The organism is Pseudoalteromonas sp. Of11M-6 (assembly GCF_022347905.1).
Classification (GTDB): Bacteria; Pseudomonadota; Gammaproteobacteria; order Enterobacterales; family Alteromonadaceae; genus Pseudoalteromonas.
This window is the reverse complement of sequence record NZ_JAKRFW010000031.1, coordinates 1-18,565: the sequence shown is the minus strand read 5'-3', so window position 1 is coordinate 18,565 and position 18,565 is coordinate 1. Positions and strand designations below refer to the sequence as shown.

Annotated in this window: 8 protein-coding genes; 4 read left to right on the top strand and 4 right to left on the bottom strand. The window is 43.0% G+C overall.

Annotation, left to right across the window (positions count from 1 at the left end):
• Positions 1–3: 3 nt before the first annotated feature.
• Positions 4–267, bottom strand: a complete 264-nt coding sequence (locus MHN32_RS14895) for a DUF4212 domain-containing protein (RefSeq protein WP_010607553.1) — start codon at positions 265–267, stop codon at positions 4–6.
• Between the two features lie 412 nt (positions 268–679).
• Here MHN32_RS14895 and MHN32_RS14890 point away from each other — a divergent pair, with 412 nt between their 5' ends.
• On the top strand, positions 680–4,105 hold the full coding sequence (locus MHN32_RS14890) for a PAS-domain containing protein (RefSeq protein WP_227386852.1): 3,426 nt from the start codon (positions 680–682) through the stop codon (positions 4,103–4,105).
• A 76-nt stretch (positions 4,106–4,181) separates the two neighbouring features.
• Here the strand turns inward: MHN32_RS14890 and MHN32_RS14885 are convergent, their stop codons facing one another.
• Positions 4,182–4,328: a hypothetical protein gene (locus tag MHN32_RS14885; RefSeq protein ID WP_239422227.1), complete on the bottom strand. Its 147-nt coding sequence runs from the start codon at positions 4,326–4,328 to the stop codon at positions 4,182–4,184.
• Positions 4,329–4,684: 356 nt separating this feature from the next.
• On the opposite strand from MHN32_RS14885, the gene MHN32_RS14880 reads away from it, so the two are divergent.
• A complete protein-coding gene (locus tag MHN32_RS14880) occupies positions 4,685–5,233 on the top strand; it encodes an ECF-type sigma factor (protein WP_227386851.1) in 549 nt (182 codons plus the stop codon).
• An 18-nt stretch (positions 5,234–5,251) separates the two neighbouring features.
• Positions 5,252–8,032 carry a serine/threonine-protein kinase gene (locus MHN32_RS14875; RefSeq protein ID WP_239422226.1) on the top strand — a complete coding sequence of 927 codons (2,781 nt, stop codon included), beginning with the start codon at positions 5,252–5,254 and terminating at the stop codon, positions 8,030–8,032.
• A gap of 183 nt (positions 8,033–8,215) precedes the next feature.
• Here MHN32_RS14875 and MHN32_RS14870 read toward each other — a convergent pair whose 3' ends face one another.
• Positions 8,216–8,746, bottom strand: coding sequence for a DUF1566 domain-containing protein (locus tag MHN32_RS14870; RefSeq protein WP_239422225.1), 531 nt, complete (start codon positions 8,744–8,746; stop codon positions 8,216–8,218).
• 189 nt (positions 8,747–8,935) lie between these two features.
• Complete coding sequence (locus MHN32_RS14865; protein ID WP_239422224.1) at positions 8,936–17,134, bottom strand: DUF1566 domain-containing protein; 8,199 nt, start codon at positions 17,132–17,134, stop codon at positions 8,936–8,938.
• A gap of 256 nt (positions 17,135–17,390) precedes the next feature.
• On the opposite strand from MHN32_RS14865, the gene purU reads away from it, so the two are divergent.
• The gene (purU, locus tag MHN32_RS14860; RefSeq protein WP_239422223.1) at positions 17,391–18,221 is read left to right on the top strand and encodes a formyltetrahydrofolate deformylase; all 831 of its coding nucleotides are present in this window, start codon (positions 17,391–17,393) and stop codon (positions 18,219–18,221) included.
• Positions 18,222–18,565 lie beyond the last annotated feature (344 nt).

The window sequence follows — 18,565 nt, the reverse complement described above, 5'->3', positions numbered from 1 at the left end:
TCCTCACTCATCCACGCCGTATTTTTTGTCCAACGCATTCATTTTTGAAACGTAGACAAAAATTAACGCAACAAAAGTATAAATTGCGCCTTGCTGAGAAAACCAAAATCCGAGTTTAAATCCAAAAAAACGAACTTCGTTGAGCACATCAACTAACAGGATGCCGAATCCAAATGAAACGACAAACCAGATAGCGAGTAGCTTAAACATCAAGGCGAGATTTTCTGACCAATATGCTTTCGCTTGTTCTTCACTTTTAAAAGCCATTTTAAATCTCCTATCACCCGCTCCAACATGGAGCAAGCTGTGTTAATAGACCTTAATGAGAGTAGCAACGGCTTGGTAAGTTGAAATTGAGACCTTAGTCGTAACGGCAAATTAACGTTTACGTAAACTGCAGATACGTGGTATTCATTAGAATTAAAAAGTCTTTATAAACAAATAGATAAGTCAAAACAGGTTGGATAAAGATGTATTTTCAATGAGTGGATACGACAGTAAGACATTAGTCTAACTTGAATGGTGAATGAACCTCTTTACTCACCAAAGAAAACTCTAACACTTTGATTTTAAATCACATGTAAAGCTCAAATTAAATTATAAGAGTAAACTAGACTATGGGTGCCATTTGTTTGCTAAAGTATGACGATATTAATACCCAAAAACTATAACAAACATTATGACTGCCATTTTACTCCTTGTTGCCGCTGCTTATATTGGTGTACTTTTTTGGCTCGCCAACTGGGGAGATAAAACCACCCCCCGCGCACTCAAAATTAGTCATCATCCGTTTGTTTATGCCTTTTCCTTAGGGATTTATTGTACCTCTTGGACTTATTACGGCTCGGTAGGTACTGCGGCCACCAGTAGCTGGCATTACTTCCCTATTCTTTTGGGGCCCATTTTACTGTTTTTGTTCGGTCAGGGGTTTTTGCGCAAACTCATATTGGTCAGTAAAAAGCAGAATATCACCACCATTGCCGACTTCATTTCGGCACGATACGGTAAACGCCAAACTACGGCCGTCATGGTAACGATGATAGCCCTATTGGCAACCATTCCATATATTGCGCTCCAGCTCAAAGCCTTGAGTAGTAGCTTTTTGTTATTACAGCAGGATGAGCAAGTGTCTGGCACTGCGCTCGCATTAGCTGGCACCTTGATCATGGCATTATTTGCGATTTTCTTTGGCACCAGAAAGGTAGATGTGACTGAGTATCGCTCAGGGTTGATGTTGGCCGTTGCTTTTGAATCTATCGTTAAACTACTCGCACTCGGTATTGTTGCCGTGCTTGCATGGCAATCTTTAGCTCAAGTTCCAGACTCATTTGAAGCATTGAGCGAACATTGGCAATCTTTTGACTTCTTTAACTTCAACTTCGTTGGACAAACGCTTATGGCAGCGGCTGCCATCGTCTGTTTGCCCCGACAATTTCATGTTGTGGTGGTAGATAACCACAATACTTCACACTTAAAAACCGCACGTTGGGCATTTACGCTTTACTTGTTATTGATAGCAGCCATGATCATCCCAATCGCTACCGCCGCTATCCACCCCGATATTGGCTATGGTGCGGCACCGGATAGTTTCGTACTCGCTTTACCTATCATGATGGAGCATCCGATCCTAGCTACATTTGTATTTATCGGCGGTTTATCTGCGGCAACGGCCATGATAGTCGTTGCGACTCTCACACTTAGTACCATGTTATCAAACGATGTGGTATTGCCTCTGTTGTTCAAGCGTAAATTTAAGAAGAACATTCTTAACAGCAGTTTTAAGAGTCAAATACTCTTAGTCCGACGCTTTGTTATCGCCGCAATCTTATTACTTTCATATATGTACCAGCAATGGTTTGGTCATGGTGAAGCACTCGCAAATATGGGGTTAGTTGCCTTCTCATTGGTGACTCAGCTATTGCCTGCAATTGTCGGTGGACTTTATTGGCGCAAAGGCCATGCGTATGGCGTATATGCGGGGCTCATCGCAGGTTTTATCTGCTGGATGCTATTTCTTATGTTTCCAATTCTGGAAGCTGGAGGATTACTTGATTACGAAATGCGCCAGACCCTTATCACCCGAGGAACTTTACTTGCACTGCTCGCCAACATTAGTTGCTATATTAGCTTTTCTATCGGCGCACAGGAGCGCCTAATCGACCGTATTCAGGCCGCGGCATTCGTAAACCCTAAAGATCAGGCTGCTCTCTCTAAACGCTTGAATAAACAAGTTCGCGCTACCGTGTATGACTTTAAAGTGCTACTACAAACCTTCTTGGGGGTTCAGCGCAGTCAGCAATTGCTCGGGCACTATGCTCAAAATAATATTTTAGAAGATAATGACGCGTACCCAGCTCCTGAATTTATCTCATTCTGCGAGCGCGCACTCACAGGAGTGCTCGGTGCTTCATCAGCCCAAGCTCTGATCCGTACCGTGTCATCGGGTCGCCAAATGGCATTTGAAGAGGTGGTTAACTTTTTTGATGAAACCACACAAGCACTACAGTTCAACCAAAACCTACTTTATACCTCATTAGAAAATTTAAGCCATGGGATTTCGGTTGTTGATAAAGATCTAAAACTAGTTGCATGGAACAGGCGTTATCACGAGATGTTCGCCTACCCTGATGGTTTCTTAGAAGTAGGACAACCGATAGAAGAAGTGATCCGCTTTAACGCCGAGCGCGGTGAATGCGGACCTGGAGAAATTGATAAACACGTCGATAAACGAGTTCAACATCTGAAAAATGGCACTCCTCACCACTTTATTCGCCACCGCCGTAATGGCCAAGTATTTGAGATGACGGGAAACCCGCTTCCTGAAGGCGGGTTTGTGACGAGTTTTTCAGATATCACCACGCATATTGCGACGCAAAACGCACTGGAAGAAATCAATATGGATCTAGAGAACCGTATTGAAGCCAGAACCCAAGAGATCCGCACCATTAATATGGATCTTAAAGCGGAAATAGCCAATCGTCACGAAACAGAGCAGGCACTAATGGCCGCTAAAAAAGAAGCAGAACAAGCAAATGAGAGTAAAACCCGCTTCTTAGCGCTTGCCAGTCATGATATTTTGCAGCCACTCAATGCCGCACGCCTGTACTTAGCAGCGATTGATACCCACAATCTAATAAGTAAAGATCAGGGTAACTTTGAAAAACTCACCGATAGTCTAGACTCTACCGTGCACCTGATGAGCGCGCTTTTGGATATTGCAAAACTTGAGCAAGGTGCAATGAAGCCCACTCCTAGGCACTTCAACATTGACGATATCTTATTACCACTGGCAAATGAGTATGCCATCATTTCAAAAGAGAAAGGTCTAGAACTTAAGGTGAGAAGCTCCCACAGCATTGTGCACAGCGACACCACTTACCTGCGCCGGATCATTCAAAACCTGGTTTCCAATGCCGTTAAATATACCGACAGTGGCAAAGTGCTCATCGCCTGTCGACGCCGTAAACATAGTTTAAGGCTTGAAGTGTGGGATACCGGTCCTGGTATTTCAAACCATGAGCAAAATAAGATATTTAACGATTTTTATCGTATTCAAGCGGGCGATAATAAAGGTATTGGGCTTGGGCTTGGTGTTGTAAAGCGTCTATGCGATCTCTTATCCATCACAATTTCAGTGAACTCGGTTGTCAATCAAGGCAGCCGCTTTGCCATAGACATACCCTATGGCAATGTGGATTTACTCCAAGTAAAAGAAGATATTAGCCAAAAACCGCAAAGCAAAACTCAACTTAATGTCATCGCGGTTGATGACGACCCGAAAAACCTAGAAGCCATGGCGAGCCTGCTAGATAAATGGCATTGCCACTATCAGCTGTTTTACAAAGTAGAGGACGCGCTTGCTTACGCAAAACACAATCCCGCACCAGATGTTATTTTAATGGATTACCAACTTAACGATAACTGTGATGGGATCTCTTTGATCAAATCGCTACGCATCGTATGGCAAAATACGGTTCCAGCTATTTTAATTACCGCCGTGAGGGATGAAGAAGTAAAAATCGCCGCTAAAAGTGAGCAGATCCATTACCTGTCTAAGCCAGTAAAGCCAGCAAAACTCAAAGCTCTGCTCAACCATGGACGGTGATCAAAAAAGCCTAAATAAACTTAGGCTTTAGTCGCGGATATCGAAGCTTTACCATTATTGTAAAGCTAAGCAAGAACTAGTGTGATGCCAGTGCCAGTAATTGATTTTCAGCTTCTACGAAGTCGCTAACTTGTTCGGCTGTATAAAAAATCTCTCCCTTCACAGTCATCACTAAACTAAACTGGCTCTTGTGCTGTGCAAAAAACAACTCATCAACAGTCACATCCGAAATCTCTTCTACCAGTGGTCTTATCCCCTAAATTATCATTATTTGGACTGTCTGGAGATGAATCATCAGAGCCACAACCTGCCAATAGCAAACCCAAGGCAATACAACTCAACGTAAATCTATTTTTCATGGATATCCCTCCTCGGTCCTTTAAAGTAACGCAACACGGTTCTTTACGTGCTTTCATTGCGATGCAGTTACACCTAAGTGATAGCTTCACTGTTGAACTATCTGACAAAAATCGTCTTAACGAAAAACCTGTGAGATTTTTTCTGCCAGCTAGAAATTAATTACATTTGATACCTATTTGTTGCTAGGATAATGAAGTAATAACAAGATAGGGAATGCGCATGGATATCATTGCACTGCTGGCCGATTGGCAAAGAGGCTGCAAAGAAAGTGAGAAAAAGCTTAAAGCCTTAGTTTATAACCACTTAAAAACCGTGTGTAGTTTACACCTTGAAGCACACAAGAAACAAATGGACGCGACATTCATTCTAAACCATTTGCCTAATACTACCTGCCTCTTGCACCAATCCTTAATGGAATTGATCCCTCCAAGCTATGGCATTGAGCATAAGACACACTTTAATCGCTACTTAAGCCTTTTTGTACGTAATATGCTACGAGATGAAATTCGCAAATTAAAAGCACAAAAGAGAACACCACCTACTTATTGGATTGAAGAAGCTACAGAGGCACCTCCTGACCAATATCTAGCACTAGATAGTGCCCTTTCACTGCTTGCGAAACAACACCCAACAAAAGCAGATATTTTTTCACAGCATTATTTTTTGGGCCTTGAGCCTGAACAATTGGCTCAGCAACTTAATATTTCAACAGCGACTGTTTATAGAGAGCTCAAAGCCGCAAAAGCCTTTATCAGGGTAAATGCGTAAAATAATAAAGGAAGCCCTATGACTTTTAATGATGCGCTCAGCGTATTTGATCACTTACTTGACAATTATTCTCAAAACCTGACCGCGGGTTTAAATAGCATACCCGAATTGTCGCCACAACTGAGAGATGAAGTAACGGCATTAATCTCAGCACATGAACAAAATGTGCAGCAAACTTTGTTTAGCAATATCATTGCGGCTCAAGTAGATACTTTAGATGCAGATAAAGATTTGCTTTCACTCACCGGTGAACAGATCCAACACTTTAAACTCAAAACGCTACTGGGCTCGGGCGGTATGGGGGTGGTGTATCTTGCTGAGCGCTGCGACGGCCAACTAGAACAACAAGTCGCCATTAAAATTATTGCACCATCAATCACTTTGTTAACCTCAAAAGAACTCGCGTTTAAAGAAGCGCAATATTTGGCCCGCTTAAACCACCCCAATATTGCTAAAGTGTACGACGTTGGCACAACAGAAAGTGGCCTAATTTACCTAATCATGGAATACATAGAAGGCGACCCCTTACAGCAGTTTTGTGCAACTGCGACTAATGATGAAATGCTGAGGCTACTGATTAAAGTATGTGATGCAGTAAGCTACTCTCACCAAAATCGAATTATTCATGGTGATTTAAAGCCCGATAATATCTTGGTGGATAAGCTGGGTGAGCCAAAACTGGTGGACTTTGGCGTAGCTCATACGCTAAGCGAGCAAAGTAACGCAACCTATTCAGCATATATCAATGGGCTAAGTAGAGACTACGCCAGCCCAGAGCAGCTTGCTGGAGAGCCATTAACCACACAAAGTGATGTGTATAGCTTGGGCAAGATCTTAAAAAAACGATTAAATTCGGAAACTAATAGGGCTAAAGTTAATGCTGATTTACTTGCAGTATTAGACAGAGCAACTTCAGCGGCCTTATCAGTAAGATATAGTTCAATCGCCTTATTGCAGGCCGATCTTCATGCAGTTTATGAAAAAAAGCCTTTATCAGCTACAACAAAGAAAAATACAATTCTTTATAGGTTGCAAAAACGATTCTACCGTCAGCCATTTCTTACCTCACTTTTATCTGTAGCAGTACTTGCAATCATCACAATGACCGCAGCACTGATTGTTAAAAACCAACACTTAAATGAACAGTATCAGCAAAAGTCGGCAATTGTTAACTACTTAAAAGATGTCTTTTATGCCGCAGATCCGAGATATTACAACGGAGAAAAGCCTGATTATGCACAGCTTCTATATTCTGGTAGCGCTAATTTAGACACTCAATTACCTAAGCAGAACGACGCCAGAATAGAAATTAAAGAAATTATCGCTCGCGCACTATTATCACTCGGAGATTATGAAAGGGCACGAATGCTGTTAGAGTCAGATATAGATAGCAACAAGCTCAATATACCCTTGGCAGAAACCATGTTCTATCAAGGTGCTTATGACCAAGCTGATGAGCTATTAAGCAAACTCACTCTAAGGCATGGTAGTGAAGAGTGGATAGAAAAAATCATCATTAGAAGTGCGATTCAATTAAAGCGAGGCAACAATAAAGAAGCCGTTGAAACGCTAGATAAACTTGTAAACCTAGTTCCAAGCACCGCAAACCAACAAAGACAGCTCATTCAAGCATCAGTAAAGAAAGCCATAGCTTACGATGAGCAGAGCATGTTTCAAAAAGCACTGCAAGAAATACAAAAAGCTTCTAAACTGGCAGAAGCCACCTACCCTGCTGACCATATTGGCCTACTTGATGTTTACAATACTCATGGCAACATTCTAAGTAGCTTAGGTGAGCTTGAAAAGGCCAGTAAGATATATAAAAAGCACCTTAACATTACCAAAAAGGTACTCGGTGAGCAGCACCCTTCCATCGGTAATGCATACAGAAACATCGGCTTTATAGAAGAAATGCAGGATCATTTCGAACTCGCGATCGAGTATTACAAGTCTAGCGAGTCCATTTTTTTAGAAAGTTATGGTGAAGACCATGAACAACTGGCATTTTTATGGAATGACATCGGGATAGCCTCACGCCTACGAGGAGACTTTGAGCAATCAGAGCACTATTTATTGAAAGCAGCTACAACCGCCAAAAAGGTGCTAGGTAAAAACAACCCCAATGTAGCTAGTATTTTAGGTAATCTCGCCATTGCTCAATTTTATTTAAAAAGACACGAGCAAGCTATCGATACGCTAAACTCCGCTTTAAAAATTGATTTATTATCATCGGGAGAGCTTCATAGCCGAACTGGTCATAGATATTTCTGGTTAGGTTTTGTTCATGCAAATATTGGGAATTACGATAAAGCGTTAAAGTTTAATTCAAAATCTGTAGCCATCTTTTCGCAAATATACCCAAATGGCAATACATCGACATGGGACGCAATCATGCATAAGATGGTGATATTACTGGCTAAGAAAGATTATGCAGGACTCGAAGATAGCTTTGCAATTGCCGAGGAGTTTATTAGTAACTCTGAAGATCCCAGTCACTTTTTAAATGATATGAATATTGTAAAAGTGTTTGATGCTCTGCTTAGAGGCGACATTGAAAAGGCAAAACTCGCATCATCAAAGCTCGATTTAAACGCCAAGCACAACTCAGGAACAACTGTTTTAAAATATTGGAAAAGCTTGCCGTATAAAAAAACCACTGATTTAACCGAAGTGAAGCAGCAAGCATACAATCCCCGAGGAGTAAAAAGAGCCGAGGGTTTAGACACCCTGCAAAATTGTTTTATTAATAAATCTATTTCTGAGTGCACTATAGCAAGCCCTGTCCTACTTTTACTGTGACTTGAAAACATATTTTAAACAAAAGGCTGCTCAAAAAGTTTGCAGCCTCATTCTTATACAAATGCAACAGATGTTGGGTGACCACCCAATGCCGCGCGCATTCACAAGCTCCGTGCAACAGAGCGCGATGTGAAATCGCGCCTACATTGGCAGGGATGCACCATTGTCGCGATAATATGGATGTTATTGAGCGACGCCGGCTCTAACCAATCGAACGCGTGCTTTGCTGTCCTTTGTGGAACTGCCGAATGATTCTTCTCCATTATAGAAAAAGATAATCCACACTTTACGCCTATCATAAAAAATAGGCGAACTAGACCAATATTGAGTACTCGGTGTACCAGGAAAGACTGATAGGTTTATTGCTGGGTTATAGCAGGAAAGCTCCGCTATTGAAGCAAGCTCCTTAATATTGGGCAAATACCAGTCACCAAAACCAGCAAAGTTATTATCTGTTGACGCTGACAAAGCTTGTCGCCAAGTGTAAATAGATGTTTCTCCTGTGCAAGTAGCGCCATCCCAAGTTTGCCCTAAACTGCAGCGCATCCACATAAGTCCAGTTTGAGTATCGGTTACCGTACCGTTGTCGTTAATGGTAAAACGGCTAGTTGGGGTTGAGGGGGTTATATTGTCATTACATTCAGCGTTAGTGGTCTGTATCGCGAGCAACTCAGCTACCAAAAGCGCAGACAACAATCGAATTGATATTTTCATAAGTTATTCTCTCATTATTTAATATTTCTATATTAGTTTATGTTCGGCTTAGCTCCTCGTAGGCGCGGTTTTATACCGTGCAAGACCTCCTCCTCTCGCAACAAAGCGCGATATAAGTTCGCGCTTACGGCCAAAAGCCAAATCACTGAGCTGTACTGGAATACCCTAAAACCTAAACAACAGGGGATGTTATTGAGTGGCGTCGAATCTAACCAATAAAACGAATGTGTTACTACTTTTCCAATAGCTGGGAAGGTCACCAAGACCAAGCCACCCAACCCGTGCATAGTCACTGTCATTAGCATAGGGCGAACTCGACCAATAAACGAAGCTCCGCGTATTAGGGAAGTAATCTATATCTACCGCAGGGTAATTGTGAGAAGCTGCGCTGTAATCTACAATTGATCGCAACTCTTCTTTGCTGGGCAATCGCCAACCACTAGCACCACATAGACCTTGGGTATTCACCCGTTCAACATAGGCATGGGTGTTACAGTAGGAGGCTTCATTATTGGCATCATAGCCATAACAAATATCACCATCGTCATCTTGATATCCGGGGTGACCACCATTGGTGGTGCTGTCTGGGTTATACCAGTTATAGCGGTCGTCTTTATCATGCAACCCACCATCATTAGTTTTGACTTCCCAAATAAGACCGGTGTGGTTGTCTTTTACACACGACCACTGGCTTGCCGATTCTGGTAGCGGGTTACCATCGACATCAAGCTTGGTAAAGTCAAAGCCTCCTTTACCGCCGCCGACTTTTTGCAACTGCCCTTTAGCAGCCAGCGCATCACGACCGTGCTCGGCATCTTGGCCTTTGTAGCCCGTCACAGGGCAGTCTAGGTTGTTAGTGCTGCCATCTGCGCACCAAGTAATACCCGTGTCGTTGAGTTTGCCGGTGCCACCGGATGGCGGTGGGGTATTTAGGTATTTTAAGTCGACAATATGGGTAACACTGGCTAAGTAAGTAAGGGTGATTTGGGTAAACGGATTACCGCGCAAATCCGCATTGCTCAGGGCTAAATTACTATCCAGATTAATAGTCGTAAGCGTGTTATGACTTAGATTTAAACTGACCAGGCCGGTTAGGTGGCTAAGCTCAGCCACCGAGCTGATACCACGACCGCTGCAATTCAGCGCAGTTAAGTCGGCAAGGCGAGTGACTTGCTGGCTATTTACATGCTCGCGTACACACTGAGCAAAGTGGATGTCAGCAAACTCGACGCCAAGTACCCAGCTTTCTGACTCTGCAACATCCAGCCATAAGTTCCCCGCTCCGTGCAAATACACACCGCCGGAGTTTTGCTTTACATAGACAAAAAGCTTGCCCACTTTATTCGGGGTGCAGTCTAGCTTAACTTTATCACTGCTTATATCGTATAACGGACCACAGGTCGCATCATGTACCGCCGCTGCCATGCTGGTTGGCAAGTTGCGACCGTTAATAATTAGCGTAAATTGCTCCCCCAATTTGGGCGGGTAGTTGACTACGATGTTGTTCACTCGCCCAGCTACGCCACTGCGGTTAAAATCAATAAAGTCGGAGGGGTCGAGCAAGCCTTCATCGTTTTTCATCCGGTTAAATGCCGTGACAATTTGCGCTGCTGTCATGCTTGCATGTTTTTCACCATCGTGACTGTAATAACCTATACCATTGTCATTGGGATAAATATCTGTGTCCGGTGCAATGCTGCGCAGCTCAAAGTGCAGGTGCGGTGAAACTGCTGTCATGCCTGTGGCTATTCGTGCGATGGTATCACCTCGGTTTACCGTATCGCCAACTTGCAAATGAAAGTCAGCTGTACTGGCACTTAACGTGCCTGTGACTTCGGCGTGTGTGGTTACATGGGTATACACACTGTGGACTTGCTCCCCGTCCGCCAGCGTGTGTTCAATCACCATGGTATAACCACCCGTTTGATAACCACTTTGGTAGGTAGATTGCAAATGCGTGATAACCCCATTGGCGATCGCAAACACTACTTCTCCGGCATCATCAGCGCCAGCGCCGTTATTCCAGTCTTCACCGGGGTGAACGCCACCAAATAGGGTTCCGCCATAATTGCCTAAAAATGACCCCACATCTTGCGCGTTATACCACTGAGTCGTCGCCAAGTTGAGACGAGTATGATTGTCAGTCACTAAGTTTTGGCTATAACTGTGGTTTAATTCATCCGCCATATGCTCGCTAAATGGAATTGGGTTACCGCTTTGGTCTAAACCTCGGTTGCCGATGGGATAATCAAAGCCGTCAAAACCATCGCCCAATGTTGTTAGCGTCAGTGGTGTATATTCAAAGATTTCAGGCGTTGCGTCGCCATCCGCTAGCATTTGACGCACTACCATTTCACCCGAACTAAGCTGTGCCTGCAAATTTAGCGTGAAGCTGGTATTATTTGGCCAACTTGCAGGAATAGTAAACGACAAGCTTGACCTATCAGCAGACAAGGTTGCTTGCGGCAGTGCCAAGGTGCTTTGTTCAGGCCAACTAAAGGTGAGTTGCGCAACCTGTTGATTGCCATATAAGGTAATAAAGTCGGCCAACAGATTGGTGATCGTTTGACTTGGTTGAATACTTAGGGGTGAAATTTGTTGCTGCCACTGCGCAGTTTTAGTCGTTGGGTCATAGCCTGTATAATTTGCTGGTAATGTCAGTGTTTTGATAAATTCGGCTAAGTTGGAATAACCGTCTTCATCAAAGTCTTCATTTGCTCCCTTACCGTTATCAGACTCTGCGCTATATGGGTCAAAACCATATAATACTTCCCACGCGTCTGCCATTCCATCACCATCACTATCAAAAGCAAAACGGCTATGTTGTGGAAAACTATCCCACTCATCAGCAACACCATCACCATCTGTATCTTGAGGTGGGTTGAGCTCATTCGTAATTTCTACGCGATTGATTTCAGAGTTATTTAAGTCAACACGAAGATAAGGCTGGCCTGCAAATTGGTTATATGCAACAGGCTGAGCTTTGGCGCTATTTATTAGTGTGTGATTTTCTGGCCTGCGCTTTTTAAACCAAGTAACAAAGTCACCATCAACGCTATTTAGGTAGCTTGCAAATACCGAGTCGTACAAAAATACGCTTATTGCGCGGTAGCCATCGGGCAAACCATGTAGCTTGATGAAATCCTCAGAAGCTCCGTTTACGTGCACCGCGGGGTGCTGCAGGTAAATTATCTCATTCGTTTGTTGATGCTTAGCCAAAATGACTGGGTAATAGGCTTGGTTATCAATACGATAGTCCGTTGTTAATGTATCGCCACCAAAGTAGTTATATGGACTGCTGCTTCGATCTAGTCTAACCCCCAAATACTGCGCGTTACTTGGTTCGCTGTAATACAGCGTAGATTGGTTAATAAAGGTTTGTTGATGGGACAAGTGGCTGTCATCATGTTTGCTGTAATCTGGCACCACAAACACATTGACCCCAGTTTGCCATGTCGCATCTCCAAGCTTCATATTTGAGCTTACATAGCGCACACCTGGACTTGAGAATGTCGCCACCTCCGCAAAATCGGCTTTTTTGGCCGCTTTAGTAAAACTTAAAAAGGCTAGGTTGTCAGTGTCGACTTGCAGCGCTGCTTCTTGTTGCTGATTAACTAGCTCCAACGTACTTACATACTGCTTTAAAATCGGATTCGTGAGCTCGGATGCTTTGGCCCGAATGATCACGTCTTTACATTTACGGCTTAGTAGTCCGGTTTTGTTCAAGTCGCAGTCGTATTCAGCCGCATCAACTTGTACTTGTACATAATTGTTATTTAGCGCATTAGCTTCGCTGCGCTCAAGGATGAAATCATCAAGTGCTTCTTGCCAATATTGGTTTTTATATGGATGAACAAACCAATCAAACTCAAGTTTGCGATGCTCGGCTTTCATACCCTTAATAAACGCCTGAAATGCTTCAAATTGATGAGGTGCAATATAGGCATCAAATTCGTAGCTTAATTTTGCCCCCGTTAACGCTAAAATTGCACTGTTCTTGTTGTTATTATTGATTGGAGTTGCGGCAAGATAATTGATATTACTCCCGAATACCCCTTTGCCATCTGGCCAGCTATGGTCATCGTGCTGTACCTCGCTATTATTAATAACACTATTGTGCAGTGCATTTGAGCTATCGAGCAAATAAACTGCGCTGTTATCTCTGGTGTCCTCAACAGCCACAACATACGGCAATATTTCTACCGGTGGAGCAACCGCTGCAAAGCAGACTTTTTCAGCGTTATCATCACATGCTTTAGTTGTGTAATTAAGCAAATCGGGCTTCATCGCAAGATCTGCAGCAAAGACACCAAGATCTGCGCCAGATAAAATTAGTTGAGCATACTTCTGGGGCCCCATACTTTTAATAATGGTGGGGACTAAATTGCTTGAAATCTTATTTGCCGTGCTCTCTAGTAGCGCCGTCACTACCGCTTTGAGTATTTCATCCTTGTTATGGAGTGTTGCAGATGCCAAACTCTTGAGTGTTGCGACCGCGCCCTTTCCGATAGAGTCAACATCAGTGAGTGTTTCTAAAAAGGCCTTCCTGAATTTAGGATCAGTCAATAATTTAGCAAAGTGCCCCTTGATTTTTACTGCGCTTAAATTCACAACCGCTTTGATATCAGCTGCTGATAATCCAGCCTTCGCGAGCTGCTTTTCAAGTATAATCACTTCCTCTGAGGAAGCTTTACGAAAGCCATACAAGGCTATACGGTATGCCACTGCTTTTGTGGGAAGCCTGATACCACCGATATCCACATACCCATCGATACTTTCAAACTCCAACAAGCCATAAAACACCGCCATTTGAATTGCGGTTTTGCTATGTCGAGTCACCTTGTAGTTATTACGTTTTTTAATTTTGTTCTTCATTTCAGCGAACAAGGCTTTTAAGTCAACCTGCTCAAACTGGTTGTCATCATTCGCCCCTGTGTCTATCACCTTTTGTAATATATCTAAACCCAGCTGTATGTTATTTAGCGCTTTGGTTGCGCCTAGATACAATGCAGTATTTGAATCTGGACCTTTTAACTGGGTTTCAAATGCTTCAAATAACAATTGGTAAGAGGTAATTACCCCCTCTGATAACGTAATAACCGGTTCATAGGTCTTTTTAAACTCTGTCGCTTTATTCGCCACGGCTTTAATATTCTCGGCGAGTTGATTATTTACAACGGGCTGCAAGCCAAAAACAATTTTAAATACGAAAGAGACGCCACGTGCCGTATTAAAAATACCGGGTTTGGAAATTAAACGATTTGGGTGTGATTTATATAAAGAGTACTGTTTACCCAATTCAACCGTGACTGGTGACGACTCAGCCGTCACTCGTAGTAGCTCTTTGGGTGTGATCATTTGCGAGTGACTGAGCTCTTGCCAAAAGGAGCTTGTAAGCAGTGTCTCGCTATCTGCCCAGCCATACCAAACCGCCAAGCGTGAATTGAGTACGGTTTCATCGCAAGATTTGTTTTCGAACGTTAACTGGTCAATCAGTACACCTGAAATCAATGGCTTAGGCTTTGAGTCCGGTTGACATTGCTGTGCGGCTTGTAGCGCTCTAGCGTGCTGTGGCTTGGCACTATGGATAGCAGAAGACGACTCACTCATTTGGTATGAGCTGGTTGCAGCGCTAGAAATAACATTGAGTTGTGGATCAGCTAACTCAGGCAGTACCAAAACGGCTTGCTCTAACAATGCGGTATAGTCATCCATAGAGACAAAATCACCAGAGCTAACCATGCTTTGATAAAGCGTGATGGCTTGGCTGAATGTTGAGCTGGCAAGTAGTTTTTCCGCAATTTCTGTTTTTTCAATTTCAGGTAAAAACAGCCAAGTCGGATTAAGCAAAAAAGCACTGGTTAATGAGTGTGTTTCAGCATTGAGTTGTCCGCGCCAACGACCTACATTAAAACCAAGATAAATAATGTCTGTTGTGACCTCTTGGCTTTGTGCATCCACAGATGAAGTTTGTAATACATAGTCTGACAAATAACCTGAAGTACTACCTTGTTGCTCACTTGTTTGCTGTGTTGCAACAGAAAAGACCTGCACAGTTTCGCCTTCATCCAAGCTCGGGGGCTCCCCCACTTCAATGGCAACGGTTTCAACTTGCCTTACTTTGCCAAGCGGAAATAGTTGTTTTACAGCGTCGCTATCTAGGTAGCTGTCGAGTGCATCTCCTGCTGAGGTAGTGATGACATTCAATAAACTAGACTCAGCAACCCAGCTTGTAAACATCGCCCTATCCATTTCGTTTGTGGTTTGACTTAAAAAGGGATCAATGGTGACACCCAACACTTCATTAATGAGCTGAGTGCTGTATTGTGCTTGATTCGTAGAAAATGCTTGTGCGATATAGGCTTTTAATAATGTAAAGGGAGTGATCACACAATTACTTACTTCACAACTGGTTACAAAGACTTGTTCATCCAGTTTTATATATATTTGTTGTAAAGTTGAATTAGCACGCTTTTCTATCCGAGTACCGTTAGCTATCAGTTCACGCCAACTTTCACCATCACTAGAAAGTGACACGCCATAACCATCCAGCGCGGAACTGGTTACATCAAAACTTCCTAAACTGAAATTCACACTGATTTGACAAGCTGACGTAATTATTCCTGTGGTATAGGTATTGCCAGTTAACACACCACCACAGCCAGATACGCTAGCGATTGCAAAGCCATCGTCAGGCGTAACGGTAAAGCTTGCAGTGTCACCATAGCTGACCGATTGAGTACTGGGTGAAATACTCCCGCCTGCGCTTGCTGTTGCCGTGACAGCAAGCAAACCTTGGGTAAAGTTCGCACTGATTTGACAAGCTGACGTAATTATTCCTGTGGTATAGGTATTGCCCGTTAACACACCACTACAGCCAGATACGCTAGCGATTGCAAAGCCATCGTCAGGCGTAACGGTAAAGCTTGCAGTGTCACCATAGCTGACCGATTGAGTACTAGGTGAAATACCACCGCCTTCACCAGCACTCGCATCCACAGTAAAAGTTTGTTGACTAAAGCTAGCGTTGATTTGGCAAGCAGACGTTATCACGCCAGTGGTGTAGGTGTTGTCAGTAAGCGTGCCGTTGCATCCTGTTACTCCACTTATTTCATAGCCTTCATCTACCACAAGAGTAAAAGTGGCGCTATCACCATAGCTTACCGTTTGTGTGCTGGGTGAAATACCACCGCCCTCACCTGCACTAGCATCTACATTGAAAGTGTGCGGACTAAAGCTAGCGCTGACTTGGCAAGCAGAAGTAACCATACCGGTAGTGTATGTGTTGCCCGTCAGAGTACCACTACATCCTGTAACATCACTTATCCCAAAGCCCTCATCAGGCGAAAGCGTGAAAATCGTTGAGTCGCCATAGCTAACAGTTTGTGTGTTAGGTGAAATACTACCACCTTCATAAGCAATGCCTTGTACTATTATTTTTTGTAATTCTGCTATACCCCCGGGATCTTTAATTATCCCATTGGCAACTCCATCACTATCACCATAACCACCATCTTGGAGATGTAAAACAATACTACGCTTATCAGCAGCAAGCTGGGCGAATTCAGTAGGCATAAAATACCACGTTTCCCCATCGCTCTTAATGTAACGAGATTGCTCTGAAACTGCACTTGGGTAAGTTAGTTCAACTAAGACATCTGCACCCGGAGTTGTTGCAATATCTATCGCAAGTAACTGGAATGGCAGTACAATATCGTTACTCATCGCTGGCAAGTTTGGTTCATCTTTTGAGATAATTCCTTGGCTGCTTGTAGCAATAACTCCAGCATTATCTAGAACCTTAACTTGAAGTTGCTGACCGCTTTTTTCATCAGTAAACGTTCGTTTTGGTGTTAAGGTTTTGAGTGATATTTCGCAACTTTCTACAAGTTTAGCTACTTGATAATACTCTCCGACTAATTGACCTTGACAGCCAGTTATACTCTCTACTTTATGACTAGCATCCAATATCAGTTGAGCAGAAAGACTATCACCGTAAAAGTAGTCAGATTTATCCAGCGTCAAACTTGCACCTTCTGGAAGATTTATTTTTATAGATAACTTTAAAGGCTTGAATGAAACGTCAATACTGCAACTGTCATTCACATTATTGACATGATAATTAAGCTTCTCCTTGTCCAAAAAACCGTGACACCCCGTAGCATCTGCAAGGTAATACCCTTCGTCAGGCCGCAGCTCAAAGGTGGCAGAGGAACCCACTTCTATATTTAGACTCTCAGGAACTATCGACCCAGCCCCAGTATAAGTTGTGACCACTTTATAACTTGCTTTAGTGTTTTGTTCGTTTTTTTCTGGATTAGCGTCATTACATGCAGATAAAAAACCACAAAGTAGTAATATATAGAGGCAGAATGTAAAAGTTCTCATTTAATATCCTGAGGTAGTAAGAGCAACAAAAGTTGCAAACGAATTCACGATTAGTCATCACAGTAATACCAACCTTAAAAAGGTTGATCACGTATTTTGAAGTGAACTTTCTCAACACTTAGTGCTTTTTTTAAGACGTGACATTTTATTTGTCGTGGTCAAATAAAATTGGCCAAAGTTTTTTGTTGGTAAGCATTTATCTCACTGCCAATTAGCAGTATTCTGAAAGTTCGCTTGGACGAATTGGAATGAGGAAATGAGTTACATACTAACGACAGAGTGCAAAGATGACATAGGACTGATCGCGAAGATCACGAGCCTTTGCCATGAGCACGACCTAAACATCACGCGTAATAACGAATTTGTAGATAAAGAAGGACAGCGCTTCTTTATGCGTACAGAGATCACAGGCACACCCAGTGATAACTTTCTGACACAACTTCGTCAGTCATTACCGACTGGCGCCAAATTAAACCTATACGGACAAGAACGAACAAAAGTGGTGCTGCTTGCGACGAAGGAAGCGCACTGCTTAGGCGGCGTGTTGCTTAAACAATATGAACAAGCATTCAATATTGAAGTACAAGCAGTTATCGCAAACTATGATACGTTGGAACCCCTTGTTAAAGGCTTTGGTATTCCTTTTCATCTGGTATCACATGAAGGGTTGAGTAGAGCTGAACACGACAGTGCAATGGCCGACTTAATCGAACAATATGATCCTGATATTGTTGGCTTGGCAAAGTATATGCGGATCTTAACACCGGAATTTGTCTCACGCTTTGACGGGAAAATTATTAATATCCACCACTCATTCTTGCCCGCCTTTATCGGTGCAAAACCCTACCATCAGGCATTTGAACGTGGCGTGAAAATTATTGGTGCTACTGCTCACTTTGTTAATGATGAATTAGATGAAGGGCCTATTATTGCCCAAAATGTCACGCAAGTTAGTCATGCTCAAAATGCCGAGGAGATGGCAAAAATCGGTAGAGACATTGAAAAAACAGTATTTTGTAACGCGTTACAATTAGCCTGCGAGCATAAGCTTTTCATTAACGGCAATAAAACCGTCGCCTTTTCATAATCAAGTTCAGAAACGCAGTTTAGCAACTCAGGAAATGAACGCATGGATGCGTGCACTCCCACAATGCTGTGTATTCGGTGGTAGGAGCGAGTTTACCTCGCGAGATTTTCTATACCCCAAACAACAAAAAACCCATCGCATTGCTACAACGGATTTTGATGTACATGGTTTTTTGCCGGAACTTCATTACAACCCATCGGCGGGTGAACCACCTCCTACCATGTTGCACTGTGCCTATACTGTGATAGGAGCGAGTTTACCTCGCGAGGTTTTTAAATCACACATAGCAAAAAACCCGTTGCATCTCTGCAACGGGTTTTGATGTACATGGATGTTCGAATGTC